Genomic DNA, 17,341 nt, shown 5'->3' with positions numbered 1-17,341 from the left:
GCCGGGCCGTGCCCGGCGAGCCAAAGCCAAAGCGGCTCCGGGATGTTCCGTGGGGAGGCGGGGAGGCGTCGGATGGCGGGGACGCCGTAAACCCATCCCTGGGGGGCTTGGCCGCGGCATCCATGCCGCGGACACCCCGCCATCCGACACCTCCCCGCCTTCGACAGTTTCCCGGTGACGGATGGATGAGATCTGTCACACCGAGGTGGGGCAGGGGTCAGATCCGGATCTGACCCCGGCAGTCACCCGCAATGCCGCTTTTGCCTTTGATCTTCTTTTCTCTTTCCGTGGCGGGCGGAACCGCCGGAATGTGTCAGAAGCCGGGCGGGTGGGGCTGCGCAGGGGCGTGAGCCGCATGGATGCGGCGATCGAGCTTACAGGGACGTACTTGCAGCGTCCCCTGCGCAGTCCCGCCCGCCCGGCCAGGCCGATCAACTACCCGGGGCTCCTCGCGACCAACCCCACCCCGCCACGAGGGGCCGCGCCGTTGGCTGGAAATCCATGTAACCGCTTACACGGAAACGGATTTTTGCCGTAACGGGTATCATGACCGGCTGACTTCACACAGGAGCCACCCGCTCATGCGCCGCAAGATCGTCGCCGGAAACTGGAAACTGCACGGCAGCCGTCAATTCGCCAATGAACTGCTGGGGCAGGTGGCTGCGGGGCTGCCGCTGGACGGGGTCGATGTCGTCATCCTGCCGCCGCTGCCGTACCTGGGCGAGCTGGTCGAGGAGTTCGGCGCGACCGGCATGACCTTCGGTGCCCAGGACGTGAGCAGCAACGAGAAGGGGGCCTACACCGGCGAAGTGTGCGCGGCCATGCTGCACGAGGTCGGTGCCCGTTACGGCCTGGTTGGACATTCCGAGCGTCGCCAGTACCACCACGAGAGCAGCGAACTGGTTGCCCGCAAGTTCGCCGCTGCCCTGCATGCCGGCCTGGTGCCGGTGCTGTGCGTGGGGGAGACCCTGGAGCAGCGCGAGGCCGGACAGACCGAAGCGGTCATCGCCAGCCAGCTGGCGCCGGTGCTGGATCTCGTCGGTGCCGACGGCTTCGCCAGCGCCGTGGTCGCCTACGAGCCGGTCTGGGCGATCGGCACCGGCCGCACCGCGAGCAAGGAGCAGGCGCAGCAGGTGCACGCGTTCATCCGTGGCGAAGTCGCGCGCATCGATGCTAGAATTGCTGATTCACTGCCCATTCTTTACGGCGGCAGCGTGAAGCCCGACAATGCCGGGGAACTGTTCGCGCAGCCGGATGTCGATGGTGGGCTGGTCGGTGGCGCCTCCCTGGTGGCCGCGGACTTCCTGGCCATCGCGAAGGCGGCGGCCGCGAACTAAATCCTAGAAGTATTGTCCGAGGGCGGATTTCCAATGCTGATGTTGATCCTCAATGTCGTCTACGTGCTGGTTGCCGTAGCCATGATCGCGCTGATCCTGATGCAGCGTGGCTCGGGCGCAGCGGCTGGTTCGGGCTTTGGTGCCGGTGCCTCGGGAACGGTGTTCGGTGCGCGTGGCGCCTCGAACTTCCTGTCCAAGTCGACCAAGTGGCTGGCCGTGGTGTTCTTCGGCATCAGTCTCTTCATGGCCTGGTATGCCGGCCACGGCAGTCGTCCTGCCGCCGAGCAGGACCTGGGTCTGATGTCCGCCCCGGCGGCCAGCGCTCCGGCCGCCCCTGCAGGCGAACTGCCGGCCGTTCCGAAGGCCGATGAGGTCCCGGCAGCCCCGGTTCCGGCGGCGACTGTGCCGGCTCAGGCGGAATCTTCGGTTTCTGGTGAAGAAAAGCCGTCGGAAGGCTCCCAGAAAGACTGAAGCCGGTTACAATACGCGGCGCATCGGGAAGATAGTCTGATGTGATCGTTTGCCCAGGTGGCGGAATTGGTAGACGCACTACCTTGAGGTGGTAGCGACGCAAGTCGTAGGGGTTCGAGTCCCCTCTTGGGCACCATTTGTAAGTAAAGCGGGTTCACCTGGCGCGCAATGCGCCAGGGCGATTCCCGTCCACTCCCCCATGCCAAAGCGCCTGCAGGCGCAGCGGCAGAGGCAAGAGAGAATCGCTGTGCTGGCCGAATATTTGCCGTCTCTGCTGTTTCTGATCGTTGCCACCGGTATCGGCGTCGTGCTGATGCTGGTCGGCCGACTCCTCGGTCCCCGCCGCCCTGATCTGGAAAAGCTCTCGCCGTACGAGTGCGGCTTCGAGGCGTTCGAAGACGCGCGCATGAAGTTCGATGTGCGCTATTACCTGATCGCGATCCAGTTCATCGTCTTCGACCTGGAAATCATCTTCATCGTGCCGTGGACCCAGGTCTTCATGGAGCTGGGTGCCCGTTCGCTGGTCACCATGGGCCTGTTCGTCGGCATGCTGTTCCTCGGTTTCATTTACGTCTGGAAGAAGGGAGCGCTGGAATGGGAGTGATTCAGACGCTCGATGGCCTGATGAACAATCCGACCCCGGAAGGGCGGGTTGATGACATCCTGCGGCCGGAAGGCGACAACCCCCTGCTGGAAAAAGGCTTCGTCACCACCAGCGTCGACGCCCTGCTGAACTGGGCGCGTACCGGCTCGATGTGGCCGATGACCTTCGGCCTGGCCTGCTGTGCCGTGGAGATGATGCACGCCGGCGCCGCGCGCCTGGACCTGGACCGCTACGGTGTGGTGTTCCGCCCGTCGCCGCGCCAGTCCGACGTGATGATCGTCGCCGGTACGCTGGTCAACAAGATGGCCCCGGCACTGCGCAAGGTCTACGACCAGATGCCCGACCCCAAGTGGGTGATCTCCATGGGCAGCTGTGCCAATGGCGGTGGTTATTACCACTATTCCTATTCTGTCGTGCGCGGCTGTGATCGCGTGGTGCCGGTGGACGTCTACGTCCCGGGCTGCCCGCCGACCGCCGAGGCGCTGGTGTACGGGATCCTGCAGCTGCAGAAGAAGATCTGGCGTACACAGACCATCGCCCGCTGACCCCTTCACCTGACAAGAGCGCGCCAAGCCCCCATGGCAGAGCAAGCATCCTTCATCGACCGACTCTCCGCACGTTTCGCTGGTGCGAAGGTCATCGTGGTCGAACCCCGCGGCGAAGTGACGCTGGAAGTGCCTGCCGCCGAGTGGCACGCCACCGCCCTGGCGCTGCGTGACGAGTTTGGTTTCGAGCAGGCCGTGGACCTCTGCGGCGTCGACTACCTGGGCTATGGCTCCGACGAATGGGACACCGCCGACGTGTCCTCGCACGGCTTCAGCCGCGGCGTCGAGGGCAAGGCGCAGGGCCGCTTCGCGTGGGGCGAGTTCCCCAGCGAGGAGAGTGCCGAAGGCGCCCGCCCGCAGCACATGCCGACCCAGCGCTTTGCCGTGGTGGCGCAGCTGCGCTCGTACCAGCACAACCTGATGATGCACCTGCGCTGCTTCGCACCTGACGAAGCGCTGCCGGTGGTGTCCTCGCTGACCGGCATCTGGCCGGGCCTGAACTGGTTCGAGCGCGAAGCGTTCGATCTGTATGGCGTGATCTTCGAAGGCCACCCGGACCTGCGCCGGATCCTGACCGACTACGGTTTCGTCGGCCATCCGTTCCGCAAGGACTTCCCGCTGATCGGCAATGTCGAAGTGCGCTACGACGAAGAAAAGAAGCGCGTGATCTACGAACCGGTCACCTCGGTGGAGCCGCGTGTCGGCGTGCCGCGCGTGATCCGAGACGACGCCCGTCTGCAGACCGCAGCCGGCGAGCGCGCGCAGGAGGCAGTGAAGTGAGCCACGTACACCAGGCCGGCGAAGCGTTCGCCAGCAATGCCGCCGAAAGCCGGCAGGAAATCCGCAACTACACCATGAACTTCGGCCCGCAGCATCCGGCCGCGCATGGCGTGCTGCGCCTGATCCTGGAGATGGACGGCGAGACCATCATGCGCGCCGACCCGCACGTCGGCCTGCTGCATCGTGGTACCGAGAAGCTGGCCGAGTCCAAGCCGTTCAACCAGTCGATCGGCTACATGGATCGCCTGGATTACGTGTCGATGATGTGCAACGAGCACGCCTACGTGCGCGCGATCGAGACCCTGATGGGTATCGAGGCGCCGGAGCGTGCGCAGTACATCCGTACCATGTACGACGAGATCACCCGCATCCTCAACCACCTGATGTGGCTAGGTTCCAACGCGCTCGACCTGGGTGCGATGGCGGTGATGCTGTATGCCTTCCGCGAGCGCGAAGAGCTGATGGACTGCTACGAAGCGGTTTCCGGCGCGCGCATGCACGCGGCGTACTACCGTCCGGGCGGTGTCTACCGCGACCTGCCGGACCACATGCCGAAGTACAAGGAATCCCGTTGGCACAAGGGCAAGGCGCTGAAGCAGCTCAATGCTTCGCGCGAGGGCTCGCTGCTGGATTTCCTGGAGAACTTCACCAATGAGTTCCCGGGTCGCGTCGACGAGTACGAAACCCTGCTGACCGACAACCGCATCTGGAAGCAGCGCACCGTCGGCATCGGCGTGGTCACCCCGGAACTGGCGCACCAGTGGGGCATGACCGGCGTCATGCTGCGCGGCTCGGGCATCGCCTGGGATCTGCGCAAGAAGCGTCCGTATGCCAAGTACGATGCCGTTGATTTCGACATTCCGCTGGGCAAGGAAGGCGACTGCTACGACCGTTATCTGGTCCGCGTCGCCGAGATGCGTGAGTCCAACCGCATCATCAAGCAGTGCGTGGCATGGCTGAAGGCCAACCCCGGCCCGGTCATGGTCAAGAACTTCAAGGTCGCTCCGCCCAGCCGCGAGGACATGAAGGACGACATGGAAGCGCTGATCCACCACTTCAAGCTGTTCAGCGAAGGCTACTGCGTGCCGGCCGGCGAGACCTACTCGGCGGTGGAGGCCCCGAAGGGTGAGTTCGGCTGCTACCTGGTTTCCGACGGCGCCAACAAGCCCTTCCGCGTGCACCTGCGTGCGCCGGGCTTCGCCCACCTGTCCTCGATCGACTCGGTCGTGCGCGGCCACATGCTGGCCGACGTGGTGGCGATGATCGGTACCTACGATCTGGTGTTCGGCGAGGTTGACCGGTAATGCCGTCTGCCACGCCAACGCCTGCTGCAGGCAGCCGGCGCAAGCCGGCGCCGCAGTTCCTGGAATTTCACGTTATGCATTTCGCTGAGGTCGGCCGATGAAGGCGACAGGTAATTTCGAGGCGGCGCGCGACGTCGACCCGATGGTGGTGCTGAGCGACAAGACCCGCGCTCACATCGATCACTGGCTGTCCAAGTTCCCGCCGGACCGCAAGCGCTCTGCCGTGCTGCAGGGCCTGCATGCGGCCCAGGAGCAGAATGAGGGCTGGCTGACCGACGAGCTGATCGCCGGCGTGGCCAAGTACCTGGACCTGCCGCCGGTGTGGGCCTACGAGGTCGCCAGCTTCTACTCGATGTTCGAGACCGAGAAGGTGGGCCGCAACAACGTGGCCATCTGCACCAACATCAGCTGCTGGCTCAATGGCGCCGAGGACATCGTGCGCCACTGCGAGAAGAAGCTGGGCATCAAGCACGGCGAATCGACCCCGGACGGCCGCGTCTACCTCAAGCGCGAGGAAGAGTGCCTGGCCGGCTGCGGCGGTGCGCCGATGATGGTCATCAACGGTCACTACCATGAGCGTCTGACCCTGGAAAAGGTCGACGAGCTGCTGGACGGGCTGGAGTAAGGGCATGGCACATCACCACGAATCCAAGGGCCCGGTCGGTCCCGCGCCGCTGCCGCACCAGGTGGTCTACACCACCCTGCATTACGACACTCCGTGGTCGTACGAAAGCTACCTCAAGACCGGTGGCTACGCTGCCCTGCGCAAGATCCTCGAAGAGAAGATCCCGCCGGAGCAGGTCATCGAGATGGTCAAGGCCTCCGGCCTGCGCGGCCGCGGTGGCGCAGGCTTCCCGACCGGCCTGAAGTGGTCCTTCATGCCCAAGGGCAACATGCAGAAGTACATCCTCTGCAATTCGGATGAATCCGAGCCGGGCACCTGCAAGGATCGCGACATCCTGCGTTACAACCCGCATTCGGTGGTGGAAGGCATGGCGATCGCCTGCTACGCCACCGGTTCGACCGTGGGCTACAACTACCTGCGCGGCGAGTTCCACCACGAGCCCTTCGAGCACTTCGAACAGGCCCTGGCCGACGCCTACGCGAACGGCTGGCTGGGCAAGAACGTGCTGGGCTCAGGCGTGGACATCGACATCTACGGTGCTCTCGGTGCCGGTGCTTACATCTGCGGCGAAGAAACCGCGCTGATGGAATCGCTGGAAGGCAAGAAGGGACAGCCGCGCTACAAGCCGCCGTTCCCGGCCAACTTCGGCCTGTACGGCAAGCCGTCGACGATCAACAACACCGAGACCTACGGCTCGGTGCCGGCGATCATCCGCAACGGTCCGGAGTGGTTCAAGGGCCTGAGCCGGACCGCCAATGGCGGCCCGAAGTGCTTCTCGGTCTCCGGCTGCGTGCAGAACGGCGGCAACTTTGAAGTGCCGCTCGGCACCACCTTCGACGAGCTGCTGGAAATGGCCGGTGGCCTGCGCCCGGGCCGTACCCTGAAGGGTGCGATTCCGGGCGGCGTCTCCATGCCGGTGCTCACCGCGGCGGAGCTGAAGGGCCTGCCGATGGACTACGACACCATCCGTGCGCTGGGCTCCGGCCTGGGTTCCGGGGCGGTCGTGGTGCTGGATGACAGCGTGTGCTGCGTCAAGTTCGCCTGCCGCATCAGCCAGTTCTTCCACAAGGAATCCTGCGGCCAGTGCACGCCGTGCCGTGAAGGCACCGGCTGGATGCACCGCGTGCTCGAGCGCATCGTCGCCGGCAAGGCCACGATGGAAGACCTGCACCAGCTGAAGGCGGTGGCCGGCCAGATCGAAGGCCACACCATCTGTGCGTTCGGCGAAGCGGCGGCATGGCCCATCCAGGGCTTCCTGCGCCAGTTCTGGGACGAATTCGAGTACTACATCGTCAACGGTCATTCGATGGTTGACGGCAAGAAGGTGGAGGCAGCCGCCGCATGAGCGCGCAACCCGTAAACCCGAACGTGCCACCGGACCATGTGACCATCGAGATCGATGGCAAGTCCCTGGTCGTGCCCAAGGGTTCGATGATCATCCAGGCCGCCGACAAGGCCGGCATTCCGATTCCGCGCTTCTGCTACCACGAGAAGCTGCCGATCGCCGCCAACTGCCGCATGTGCCTGGTGGACGTGGAGAAGTCGCCGAAGCCGGCGCCGGCCTGCGCCACGCCGGTGATGGACGGCATGAAGGTCGCCACCCGCAGCGAGAAGGCGCTGAAGTTCCAGCGCTCGGTGATGGAGTTCCTGCTCATCAACCATCCGCTGGACTGCCCGATCTGCGATCAGGGCGGCGAGTGCGAGCTGCAGGACGTGTCGCTGGGCTATGGCCGTTCGGTCAGCCGCTTCAACGAGCGCAAGCGCGTGGTCCCGGACGAGGACATGGGTCCGCTGGTCGCCACCGAGATGACCCGCTGCATCCAGTGCACCCGCTGCGTCCGTTTCACCGCCGAAGTGGCGGGCACCTATGAACTGGGTGGCATGTACCGCGGCGAGAACCTGCAGATCGGTACTTACGACGGCAAGCCCCTGACCACCGAACTGTCCGGCAACGTCGTCGACGTCTGCCCGGTCGGCGCGCTGACCAACAAGGTGTTCCAGTTCCGTGCCCGTCCGTGGGAGCTGACCGCGCGCGAGTCGCTGGGTTACCACGACGCGATGGGGTCGAACCTGTTCCTGCATGTGCGCCGCGGTGAAGTGCTGCGTTCGGTGCCGCGCGACAACGAAGCGGTCAACGAATGCTGGCTGTCCGACCGCGACCGCTACTCGCACCAGGGCCTGTACAGCGAAGACCGTGCGGTCAAGCCGCTGCGCAAGGTCAACGGCGAGTGGAAGGAAGTGAGCTGGGCCGAAGGCCTGGCCGCTGCCGCCGACATCCTGAAGGCGAACCAGGGCGACACCCTGGGCGTGCTGGTGCACCCGTCGACCTCCAACGAGGAAGGCACTCTGCTGGCGCGCCTGGCCAAGGGCCTGGGTTCGGGCAACATCGATCACCGCATCAACAACCGCGATTTCTCCGACGCCGCCACCGCCGAAGTGTTCGGCCTGCCGCTGGCGGAGATCGAAGGCGCTGACCGCATCGTGGTTCTGGGCAGCAACATCCGCCATGAACTGCCGCTGCTGCATGCCCGCCTGCGCAAGGCGCAGACCCAGAACGGCGCGAAGATCCACGTCGTCAACCCGGTCGACTTCGACTTCGCCTTCAGCATCGCCGGCAAGCAGATCGTCGCACCGTCGCAGTTCGTCGATGCCCTGGGCAACGCCGAGCTGCGTTCGGCGGTGCAGGGTGGCAGCAACACCGTGCTGATCGTCGGTGCCATCGCCGAGAACCACCCGCAGGCTGCCGCGATCCGCGCCGCCGCGCGTGATTTCGCCACCGCCACCGGTGCCCGCCTGTGCCGCATTCCGCAGGGCGCCAACGCTGTCGGCCTGACCCGTGCGGGCGTGCTGCCGGCCGGCAGGGACGTCGCCGCGATGCTGGCGCAGCCGCGCCAGGCCTACGTGGTGTACGGCCTGGAGCCGGGCCTGGACTTCGCCGATGCGCCTGCCGCGCGCAAGGCGCTGGCCGGTGCCCAGGTCGTGGCGTTCAGCCACTTCGCCTGCGCCTCGACCCGCGACGTCGCCGATGTGATCCTGCCGATCGGTGCGCTGCCGGAAATCGACGCCACCCTGACCAACCTCGATGGCCGCGAACAGTCGGCCCGTGCCGGTGGCAAGCTGCCGGGCGAGGCCCGCGAAGGCTGGCGCGTCCTGCGTGCGCTGGGCGGTGAGCTGGCGGTGGCCGGTTTCGACTTCATCGATCTGGCGGGCCTGCGTGCCAGCCTGGCACCGGTATCGGTCACCGTGGCTGCGTCGGCCCAGCCGGCCGTTGCAGGCGAAGGCCTGGAAGTGGCCTCGACGGCGGCGATCTACCGCACCGATGCCGTGGTCCGCCGCGCTCCGGCGCTGCAGTCGCATCCGCTGAACAACGCCCCGCGCATCGTCCTCAACACGGAAGATGCCGCACGCCTGCAGCTGCAGGAAGGGCAGATGGCCAAGGTCGGCACCGATGCCGGTCGCGCCACCCTGCCGGTGGTGGTCGACGCCCGCGTCGCTGCGGGTTCGGTCTGGATTGAATCGGGCCACGGCGCGACCGCGCCGCTGGGTGCCGCTCGCGTAACGGTGGTGGCTGCATGAACGAATTGCTGTTGAACGCGGTCGATCCGCTGCACCAGTGGCTGCTCGGCCTCGGTGACATCGGCGCGCTGCTCTGGATCATCCTGAAGATCCTGGTGATCACCGTACCGGTGATCGTCTCGGTGGCCTTCTACGTGGTCTGGGAACGCAAGCTGATCGGCTGGATGCACGTCCGCCATGGCCCGATGTACGTGGGCATGGGCATCTTCCAGGCCTTCGCCGACGTCTTCAAGCTGCTGTTCAAGGAAGTGGTCCAGCCGAGCAACGCCAACAAGGCGATCTACCTGCTGGCACCGCTGATCACCCTGGCCCCGGCGTTCGCGGCCTGGGCGGTGATTCCGTTCGATTCGCAGATCGTGCTGTCCAACGCCAATGCCGGCCTGCTGTACCTGCTGGCGATGACCTCGCTGGGCATCTACGGCATCATCCTGGCCGGCTGGGCGTCCAACTCGAAGTATGCGTTCCTGGGTGCGATGCGTGCCTCGGCGCAGATGATCAGCTACGAAATCGCGATGGGCTTCGCCCTGGTCGGCGTCATGATCGCTTCGGGCAGCCTGAACCTGAGCAACATCGTGATGGCCCAGGCCGGCAGTTCCGGCTTCTTCGACTGGTTCCTGATTCCGCTGTTCCCGCTGTTCGTCGTGTACTGGGTGTCCGGCGTGGCCGAGACCAACCGTGCGCCGTTCGACGTGGTGGAAGGCGAGTCGGAAATCGTCGCTGGCCACATGGTCGAGTACTCGGGCGGCGCGTTCGCGCTGTTCTTCCTGGCCGAGTACGCGAACATGATACTGATCAGTTTCCTGATCTCGATCTTCTTCCTCGGTGGCTGGCTGAGCCCGATCCAGGGCTGGGTCGATCCGGGCACTGTGTCGCCGCTGGTCGACTGGATCTGGAAGGGTGGCGCGCCGTGGCTGTTCGTCAAGGTGTTCTTCTTCGCCAGTGCCTACATCTGGTTCCGTGCCAGCTTCCCGCGCTTCCGCTACGACCAGATCATGCGCCTGGGCTGGAAGGTCTTCATTCCGCTGACCATTTTCTGGATCGCGGTCACCGCCGTCATGGTGTTCTTCGGCGTGATTCAAAAGGGCGTCTAAAGTGATGAACAGGATTACCCATTACTTCAAGAGCCTGCTGCTGCTCGAACTGCTGGCCGGCCTTTGGCTGACGCTGAAGTACAGCGTCAGGCCGAAGTACACGATGATGTACCCGATGGAGAAGTTCCCGCAGTCGCCGCGCTTCCGTGGCCTGCATGCGCTGCGCCGCTATCCCAACGGTGAAGAGCGCTGCATCGCCTGCAAGCTGTGCGAGGCGGTCTGCCCGGCGCTGGCCATCACCATCGATTCGGCCAAGCGCGAGGACGGCACCCGCCGCACCACCCGCTACGACATCGACCTGTTCAAGTGCATCTTCTGCGGCTTCTGTGAGGAAAGCTGCCCGGTGGACTCGATCGTCGAAACCCACATCCTCGAGTACCACTTCGAGAATCGTGGCGAAAACATCGTTACCAAGCCGCAGCTGCTGGCCCTGGGCGACCGTCTCGAGTCCGAGATCGCCGAGCGTCGCGCCGCCGATGCCGCTTACCGCTGAGGTCGAGAGATGGATTGGGTAAATATCGCTTTCTGGGTCTTCGCCATCGTGGCCGGCATCTCCGCCGCGGCGGTGATCAGCGTGCGCAACCCCGTGCACGCCGTTCTGTGCCTGGTGCTGACCTTCTTCTCCGTTGCCTGCGTGTGGCTGCTGGTGGGCGCCGAGTTCCTCGGTGTGGCGCTGGTGCTGGTCTACGTCGGCGCGGTGATGGTGCTGTTCCTGTTCGTGGTGATGATGCTTGACATCGATCCGTCGAACCTGCGTGAGGGCTGGGTGCGTTACCTGCCGGTGGGCCTGGTCGTGGCCGTGGCGATGCTGGTGCAGATGCTGATGCTGATCGGCGTCAAGGGCAGGGCGGTCAACCCGTTCCCGGCCGACAATGCCGCCGCTCTGGCCGCTGACACGTCCAACGTCACCTGGCTGGCCCGCAGCCTGTTCACCGAGTACCTGCTGCCGTTCGAGTTCGCCGCCGTCATCCTGACCGTGGCCGTGGTGGCCGCGGTGATGCTGACCCTGCGTCGCCGCGAAGGCCTGAAGACCCAGAACCCGACGCAGCAGACCATGGTCAAGGCGCACGATCGCCTGCGCGTGGTCAAGATGAGTGCCGAGCAGCCGGTGGTGCACAGCAACAGCACGCCTGCGGCGGGCGAAGAGGAGACCAAGGCATGATCACTCTGGGCCATATCCTGGCGCTGGGCGCGGTGCTGTTCTGCATCAGCCTTGCCGGCATCTTCCTCAACCGCAAGAACATCATCGTGCTGCTGATGTCCATCGAGTTGATGCTGCTGTCGGTGAACATCAACTTCGTCGGATTCTCGCGCCAGCTGGGCGATCCATCCGGCCAGCTGTTCGTGTTCTTCATCCTGACCGTCGCCGCTGCCGAGGCCGCCATCGGCCTGGCGATCCTGGTGACCCTGTTCCGTACCCGCCGCACGATCAATGTCGGCGAAGTCGATTCGCTGAAGGGCTGATCCACAGATGGAAATCACTCTCTCCAAGAGTCTGTTGATCGCAGTGGTGCTTGCACCGCTGTTCGGCAGCATCATCGCCGGCCTGTTCGGTCGCCAGGTCAAGCGCTTCGGCGCGCAGACCATCACCATCCTCGGCGTTGCGGTTGCGTGCGGCCTGTCGATGTACACGCTCTACCAGCTGCTGTGGGGCGGGGCGCAGCCGTTCAACCAGAACGTCTACACCTTCTTCGAAGTCGGCCAGTACTCGGCCCACGTCGGTTTCATGGTCGACAAGCTGACCGCGATGATGATGGTGGTGGTGACCTTCGTGTCGCTGCTGGTCCACATCTACACGATCGGCTACATGCAGGACGATCCGGGCTACCAGCGCTTCTTCAGCTACATCTCGCTGTTCACCTTCTCGATGCTCACCCTGGTGATGAGCAACAACTTCCTGCAGCTGTTCTTCGGCTGGGAAGCGGTGGGCCTGGTGTCGTACCTGCTGATCGGCTTCTGGTTCAAGCGCCCGACCGCGATCTTCGCCAACATGAAGGCGTTCCTGGTCAACCGCGTCGGTGACTTCGGCTTCCTGCTGGGTATCGCCGGCGTGCTGTGGGTGTTCGGCACCCTGGACTACTCCGAGGTGTTCTCGCAGGCCAGCATGCTGGCCGACCCGCGCGCCCAGCTGCAGATCTGGGACGGCACCCTGTTCGGGATGCAGCTGCTGAACGAGCCGGTGATCTGGTCGATCGCCACCCTGATCTGCATCTGCCTGTTCATCGGCGCCATGGGCAAGTCGGCCCAGGTCCCGCTGCACGTGTGGCTGCCGGATTCGATGGAAGGCCCGACGCCGATCTCGGCGCTGATCCACGCCGCGACCATGGTGACCGCCGGTATCTTCATGGTCACCCGCATGTCGCCGCTGTTCGAGCTGTCGCAGACCGCGCTGGACTTCATCCTGTTCATCGGTGCCACCACGGCCTTCTTCACCGGCCTGATCGGTATCGTGCAGAACGACATCAAGCGCGTGGTCGCGTACTCGACGCTGTCGCAGCTGGGCTACATGACCGTGGCGCTGGGTGTTTCGGCCTATTCGGCTGCCGTGTTCCACCTGATGACCCACGCCTTCTTCAAGGCGCTGCTGTTCCTCGGCGCCGGTTCGGTCATCATCGCCATGCACCACGAGCAGGACATGCGCAAGATGGGCGGCCTGCGCAGGTACATGCCGATCACCTTCATCACCATGTGGATCGGTACCCTGGCCCTGGTCGGTACGCCGTTCTTCTCCGGTTTCTACTCGAAGGACACCATCATCGAGGCCGCCGAGATCCATGCCCATATCCAGGGCAGCTGGGTGGCCACCTATGGCTACTGGGCGGTGCTGGGCGGCGTGCTGGTGACCAGCTTCTACAGCTTCCGCCTGCTGTTCATGACCTTCCATGGCAAGGAGCGCTTCCGCGACGCGCATGACGATCATGGCCACGGCCATGACGATCACCATGCCGCCGATGCGCACCATGCCGACGCCCACCATGACGACCACGGTCATGGGCACGGCGCGCACGAGCCGCACGAGACCCCGTGGGTGGTGACCCTGCCGCTGATCCTGCTGGCCATCCCGTCGATCGCCATCGGCTTCTTCAGCATCGGTCCGATGCTGCACGGCACCGACTGGGCCGGCCACCACGCCCATGAGGCGATCAAGGGCCAGGCGACCACGTTCTTCACCGGCATCGTCGACTTCTACGATCCGGCCAAGAACACCGTGGCCTTCCTCGGCGAGGAGTTCCATGGCCCGGTGGCGTTCGCGCTGCACGGCATGATGCTGCCGCCGTTCTGGCTGACCCTGGCGGGCTTCCTGCTGGCCGCGTTGTTCTACCTGTGGAAGCCGGACCTGTCGGGCAAGGCACGCAAGGCCTTCGCCCCGCTGGTGTCGGTGCTGGAAAACAAGTACGGCTTCGACAAGCTGTGGATCGATGGCTTTGCCGGTGGCAGCGTCAAGCTCGGCAGGGTCTCGCGCTGGATCGACAGCAACATCGTCGACGGCGTGGTCAATCTCTCGGCACGTGTTGTGGACGTCGCAGCCGGCGTGCTGCGTCGTACCCAATCCGGTTTCCTCTATCACTACGCCTTCGCGATGATCATCGGCCTGATTGCCCTGCTGGGCGTGCTGATGCATTACCTGCGTTGATGACCTGTACGGAATAAGAAGACGTGTCGAACTGGCCTCTACTCAGTGTCCTCATCTGGCTGCCGATCATCGGTGGTGCCCTGATCCTTGCGATCCGTGATGCTCAGACCGCCCGCTGGGCGTCGCTGGGCGTGGCGGTGCTGACCTTCGTGGCGAGCCTCTCGCTGCTGGGCGGCTACAACCCGGGCATCGATGGCCTGCAGTTCGTCGAGACCCATGCGTGGATCCCGGCGTACAAGATCGGCTACAACCTGGGCGTGGACGGCATCGCCGTGGCGCTGATCCTGCTGACCACCCTGGTCAGCGTGCTTGCCCTGATCGGTGCCTGGAGCGCGATCGACAAGCGCGTCAACCAGTACGTGGCGGCCTTCCTGATCCTGGAAGGCGTCACCGTCGGCATCTTCGCCGCGACGGACGCGATGCTGTTCTACGTGTTCTTCGAAGCGATGCTGATCCCGATGTTCCTCATCATCGGTGTCTGGGGTGGCCCGCGTCGCATCTACGCCGCACTGAAGTTCTTCCTCTACACCTTCCTCGGCTCCGTGCTGATGCTGGTGGCGCTGATCTACCTGTACATGAAGGGCGGCAGCTTCCAGCTGGCCGATCTGTACGCGCTGCCGCTGACGGCCAAGGAGCAGACCTGGATCTTCTTCGCCTTCCTGATCGCCTTCGCGGTCAAGGTGCCGATGTTCCCGGTGCACACCTGGCTGCCGGATGCGCACGTGGAAGCGCCGACCGCCGGTTCGGTGATCCTGGCCGCCATCGCGCTGAAGATCGGTGGTTACGGCTTCCTGCGCTTCAACCTGCCGATCGTGCCGGATGCTTCGCTGGAGTGGGCCTGGCTGGTGATCGCGCTGTCGCTGATCGCGGTGATCTACGTTGGCCTGGTCGCCCTGGTCCAGGACGACATGAAGAAGCTGATCGCGTACTCGTCGATCGCGCACATGGGTTTCGTCACCCTGGGTACCTTCATTGCCCTGTGGCTGGTGCGTGAAGCCGGCAACGTCGATGCGGCCCGCCTGGGCCTGCAGGGCGCGATGGTGCAGATGATCTCGCACGGCTTCGTGTCGGGTGCGATGTTCTCCTGCGTCGGCGTGCTGTACGACCGCATGCACAGCCGCCGCATCGCCGATTACGGCGGCGTGGTCAATGTGATGCCGTGGTTCGCCACCTTCGCCATGCTGTTCTTCATGGCCAATGCGGGCCTGCCGGGCACCAGCGGTTTCGTCGGCGAGTTCATGGTCATCCTGTCCGCCTTCCAGCGTAACCCGTGGATCGCCCTGGGCGCGGCCACCACCCTGATCATCGGTGCGGCCTATACCCTGTGGCTGTACAAGCGCATCTTCTTCGGCGAAGTGGCCAACAGCCATGTCGCCGAACTGAAGGACATCAACGGCCGCGAATGGCTGGTGCTGGGCGTGTTCGCCATCGGCGTGCTTGCCCTGGGCATCTACCCCAAGCCGCTGACCGACCTGATGGAGCCCTCGATCGCGAAGCTGGCGATGCAGATCGCATCCAGCAAGCTGCTGTAATTCCAGGATTTGATGATGACCACCTCGCCGCTGCTGCCATTGACCGCTGCTGACCTGCCTCCGCTCGCCCCCGAGCTGGTGCTGATCGGCAGCGCCTTCGCCCTGATGATCCTCGACCTGTTCGTCAGCGAGCGGAACAAGATCGTCACCCACCTGTCCTCGGTTGCTGCACTGGCCGTCGTGCTGTTCATGCTGGCGACCGGCGTGGGCGGGCAGGGAGAGGTCTTCCATGGCATGTTCGTGCGCGATACCGCCGCGGACGTGATGAAGACCGGGATCGTGCTGCTCAGCGGCCTGACCCTTGTGTACGGCTGGCGCTACCTGCGCGACCGCAACCTGTTCCAGGGTGAGATCCCGGTGCTGATCCTGTTCGGCACGGCCGGCATGATGATCCTGGTCTCGGCCGGCAGCCTGCTGATGGTCTACCTGGGCCTGGAACTGCTGGCGCTGTGCTCGTATGCGCTGGTGGCCAGCAACCGCGACAGCGGCCTGGCCTCGGAAGCGGCGATGAAGTACATCGTGCTCGGTTCGCTTGCCTCCGGCCTGCTGCTGTATGGCATGTCGCTGATCTACGGCGCCACCGGCAGCCTGCACCTGGACGTGATCCGCGATGCCATCCCGCATTCCGAAGAGCGCGTGCTGCTGATCACCGGCGCGGTGTTCATGATCGCGGGCGTGGCCTTCAAGCTGGGTGCGGCACCGTTCCACATGTGGCTGCCGGACGTCTACCAGGGTGCGCCGGCGCCGATCGCGCTGTTCATCAGCTCGGCACCGAAGCTGGCTGCGTTCGGCATGGCCTACCGCCTGCTGGAAATGGGCGTGGGTCCGCTGTCGACCGAGCTGCAGCTGCTGATCGCCGGCCTGGCCGCCGTATCGCTGGTGATCGGCAACCTGATGGCGATCGCGCAGAGCAATCTCAAGCGCATGCTGGCGTTCTCCACCGTCTCGCACATCGGCTTCCTGCTGATGGGCATCGCCGGTGGTGGCTCGCAGGGCTACGCTGCCGCGCTGTTCTATGCGCTGGCCTACGCCATCATGTCCACCGCTGCCTTCGGCGCGATCATCGCGCTGTCGCGTGCCGGCTTCGAGGCCGAGAACATCGAGGACTTCAAGGGCCTGAACGCCCGCAACCCGTGGATGGCCGGCCTGGTGCTGTGCATCATGGCGTCGCTGGCGGGCATTCCGCCGTTCCTCGGCTTCTGGACCAAGCTGGCGGTGCTGGGTGCGGCCGTCAACGGCGGCCTGCTGTGGCTGGCGATCCTCGGCGTGCTGTGCGCAGTGGTCGGCTGCTTCTACTATCTGCGGGTCATCAAGGTCATGTACTTCGATGAGCCGGTGGGCGAGGCCATTCCGCGCAGCAACGACCGCGTGCTGGGCCTGGTGCTGGGCGTGAACGCGCTGGCGCTGCTGGCCCTGGGCCTGGCCTGGAACCCGATCATGGTCTGGTGCCAGCAGGCTTTTGCGCATCTTGCATAAAAGTTGACACAAAGCTGCGCGATTCGTGTAATATGCGCAGCCTGAGTTGTCACTGCAGCGGTTCAGCCAGAACATCGTTGCAATGGCCCCCTCGTCAGGGTGGGGCGGCAGTTCAAACACTTCCGGTGCGGGGTGGAGCAGTCTGGCAGCTCGTCGGGCTCATAACCCGAAGGTCGCAGGTTCAAATCCTGCCCCCGCTACCAACATCGGGCCGGCGCCATCCGGCTTGATGAATGAGGGAAAGCTTGCATTTATTGCACTTATGCCTCATGATTCCGCTTCTGATGCGGGGTGGAGCAGTCTGGCAGCTCGTCGGGCTCATAACCCGAAGGTCGCAGGTTCAAATCCTGCCCCCGCTACCAAGTA

Annotated in this window: 16 protein-coding genes and 3 tRNA genes; all 19 read left to right on the top strand. The window is 64.6% G+C overall.

Features of this window, described 5'->3' with window-relative positions; translation table 11 throughout:
• The first annotated feature begins 581 nt into the window (after positions 1-581).
• The 19 genes from tpiA to ACX9OW_RS09355 all read left to right on the top strand — a co-directional run bounded on the left by tpiA (position 582) and on the right by ACX9OW_RS09355 (position 17,337).
• On the top strand, positions 582-1,337 hold the full coding sequence (gene tpiA, locus ACX9OW_RS09445) for a triose-phosphate isomerase (protein ID WP_065175542.1): 756 nt from the start codon (positions 582-584) through the stop codon (positions 1,335-1,337).
• A gap of 33 nt (positions 1,338-1,370) precedes the next feature.
• Positions 1,371-1,808: a preprotein translocase subunit SecG gene (gene secG / locus ACX9OW_RS09440; RefSeq protein ID WP_065175541.1), complete on the top strand. Its 438-nt coding sequence runs from the start codon at positions 1,371-1,373 to the stop codon at positions 1,806-1,808.
• 51 nt (positions 1,809-1,859) lie between these two features.
• Positions 1,860-1,944, top strand: a tRNA-Leu gene (locus tag ACX9OW_RS09435).
• Between the two features lie 111 nt (positions 1,945-2,055).
• The gene (locus tag ACX9OW_RS09430; protein ID WP_053519909.1) at positions 2,056-2,412 is read left to right on the top strand and encodes an NADH-quinone oxidoreductase subunit A; all 357 of its coding nucleotides are present in this window, start codon (positions 2,056-2,058) and stop codon (positions 2,410-2,412) included.
• Entirely contained in the window at positions 2,403-2,957 is a 555-nt protein-coding gene (locus tag ACX9OW_RS09425) for a NuoB/complex I 20 kDa subunit family protein (RefSeq protein ID WP_005410463.1), read from the top strand. The genes ACX9OW_RS09430 and ACX9OW_RS09425 overlap by 10 nt, the downstream gene beginning before the upstream one ends.
• Positions 2,958-2,990: 33 nt before the next feature.
• Positions 2,991-3,737, top strand: a complete 747-nt coding sequence (locus ACX9OW_RS09420; RefSeq protein WP_065181852.1) for an NADH-quinone oxidoreductase subunit C — start codon at positions 2,991-2,993, stop codon at positions 3,735-3,737.
• Complete coding sequence (locus ACX9OW_RS09415; RefSeq protein WP_053519911.1) at positions 3,734-5,041, top strand: NADH-quinone oxidoreductase subunit D; 1,308 nt, start codon at positions 3,734-3,736, stop codon at positions 5,039-5,041. Before ACX9OW_RS09420 ends, ACX9OW_RS09415 begins: the two co-directional genes overlap by 4 nt.
• Before the next feature lie 97 nt (positions 5,042-5,138).
• Positions 5,139-5,666, top strand: a complete 528-nt coding sequence (nuoE, locus tag ACX9OW_RS09410) for an NADH-quinone oxidoreductase subunit NuoE (RefSeq protein ID WP_006381132.1) — start codon at positions 5,139-5,141, stop codon at positions 5,664-5,666.
• Between the two features lie 4 nt (positions 5,667-5,670).
• Complete coding sequence (gene nuoF / locus ACX9OW_RS09405; RefSeq protein WP_065175540.1) at positions 5,671-7,011, top strand: NADH-quinone oxidoreductase subunit NuoF; 1,341 nt, start codon at positions 5,671-5,673, stop codon at positions 7,009-7,011.
• Positions 7,008-9,242, top strand: coding sequence for an NADH-quinone oxidoreductase subunit NuoG (gene nuoG, locus ACX9OW_RS09400; protein WP_459062202.1), 2,235 nt, complete (start codon positions 7,008-7,010; stop codon positions 9,240-9,242). The genes nuoF and nuoG overlap by 4 nt, the downstream gene beginning before the upstream one ends.
• A complete protein-coding gene (gene nuoH, locus ACX9OW_RS09395) occupies positions 9,239-10,333 on the top strand; it encodes an NADH-quinone oxidoreductase subunit NuoH (protein ID WP_053519914.1) in 1,095 nt (364 codons plus the stop codon). The genes nuoG and nuoH overlap by 4 nt, the downstream gene beginning before the upstream one ends.
• Positions 10,334-10,337: 4 nt before the next feature.
• Positions 10,338-10,826, top strand: a complete 489-nt coding sequence (gene nuoI, locus ACX9OW_RS09390) for an NADH-quinone oxidoreductase subunit NuoI (RefSeq protein WP_053519915.1) — start codon at positions 10,338-10,340, stop codon at positions 10,824-10,826.
• A 9-nt stretch (positions 10,827-10,835) separates the two neighbouring features.
• A complete protein-coding gene (locus ACX9OW_RS09385) occupies positions 10,836-11,495 on the top strand; it encodes an NADH-quinone oxidoreductase subunit J (protein WP_053519916.1) in 660 nt (219 codons plus the stop codon).
• On the top strand, positions 11,492-11,797 hold the full coding sequence (gene nuoK, locus ACX9OW_RS09380; RefSeq protein ID WP_053519917.1) for an NADH-quinone oxidoreductase subunit NuoK: 306 nt from the start codon (positions 11,492-11,494) through the stop codon (positions 11,795-11,797). The genes ACX9OW_RS09385 and nuoK overlap by 4 nt, the downstream gene beginning before the upstream one ends.
• A gap of 7 nt (positions 11,798-11,804) precedes the next feature.
• Complete coding sequence (nuoL, locus tag ACX9OW_RS09375; protein ID WP_053519918.1) at positions 11,805-13,967, top strand: NADH-quinone oxidoreductase subunit L; 2,163 nt, start codon at positions 11,805-11,807, stop codon at positions 13,965-13,967.
• 23 nt (positions 13,968-13,990) lie between these two features.
• The gene (locus ACX9OW_RS09370) at positions 13,991-15,499 is read left to right on the top strand and encodes an NADH-quinone oxidoreductase subunit M (protein ID WP_053519919.1); all 1,509 of its coding nucleotides are present in this window, start codon (positions 13,991-13,993) and stop codon (positions 15,497-15,499) included.
• Between the two features lie 15 nt (positions 15,500-15,514).
• Positions 15,515-16,975: an NADH-quinone oxidoreductase subunit NuoN gene (gene nuoN / locus ACX9OW_RS09365; RefSeq protein WP_459062201.1), complete on the top strand. Its 1,461-nt coding sequence runs from the start codon at positions 15,515-15,517 to the stop codon at positions 16,973-16,975.
• A gap of 126 nt (positions 16,976-17,101) precedes the next feature.
• Positions 17,102-17,178 (top strand) — tRNA-Met (locus tag ACX9OW_RS09360).
• Positions 17,179-17,260: 82 nt separating this feature from the next.
• Positions 17,261-17,337: transfer RNA gene (locus tag ACX9OW_RS09355), tRNA-Met, on the top strand.
• Positions 17,338-17,341: the final 4 nt, after the last annotated feature.

This window comes from Stenotrophomonas genospecies 5, from assembly GCF_054473825.1.
This window is presented reverse-complemented; position numbering and strand designations above follow the sequence as displayed.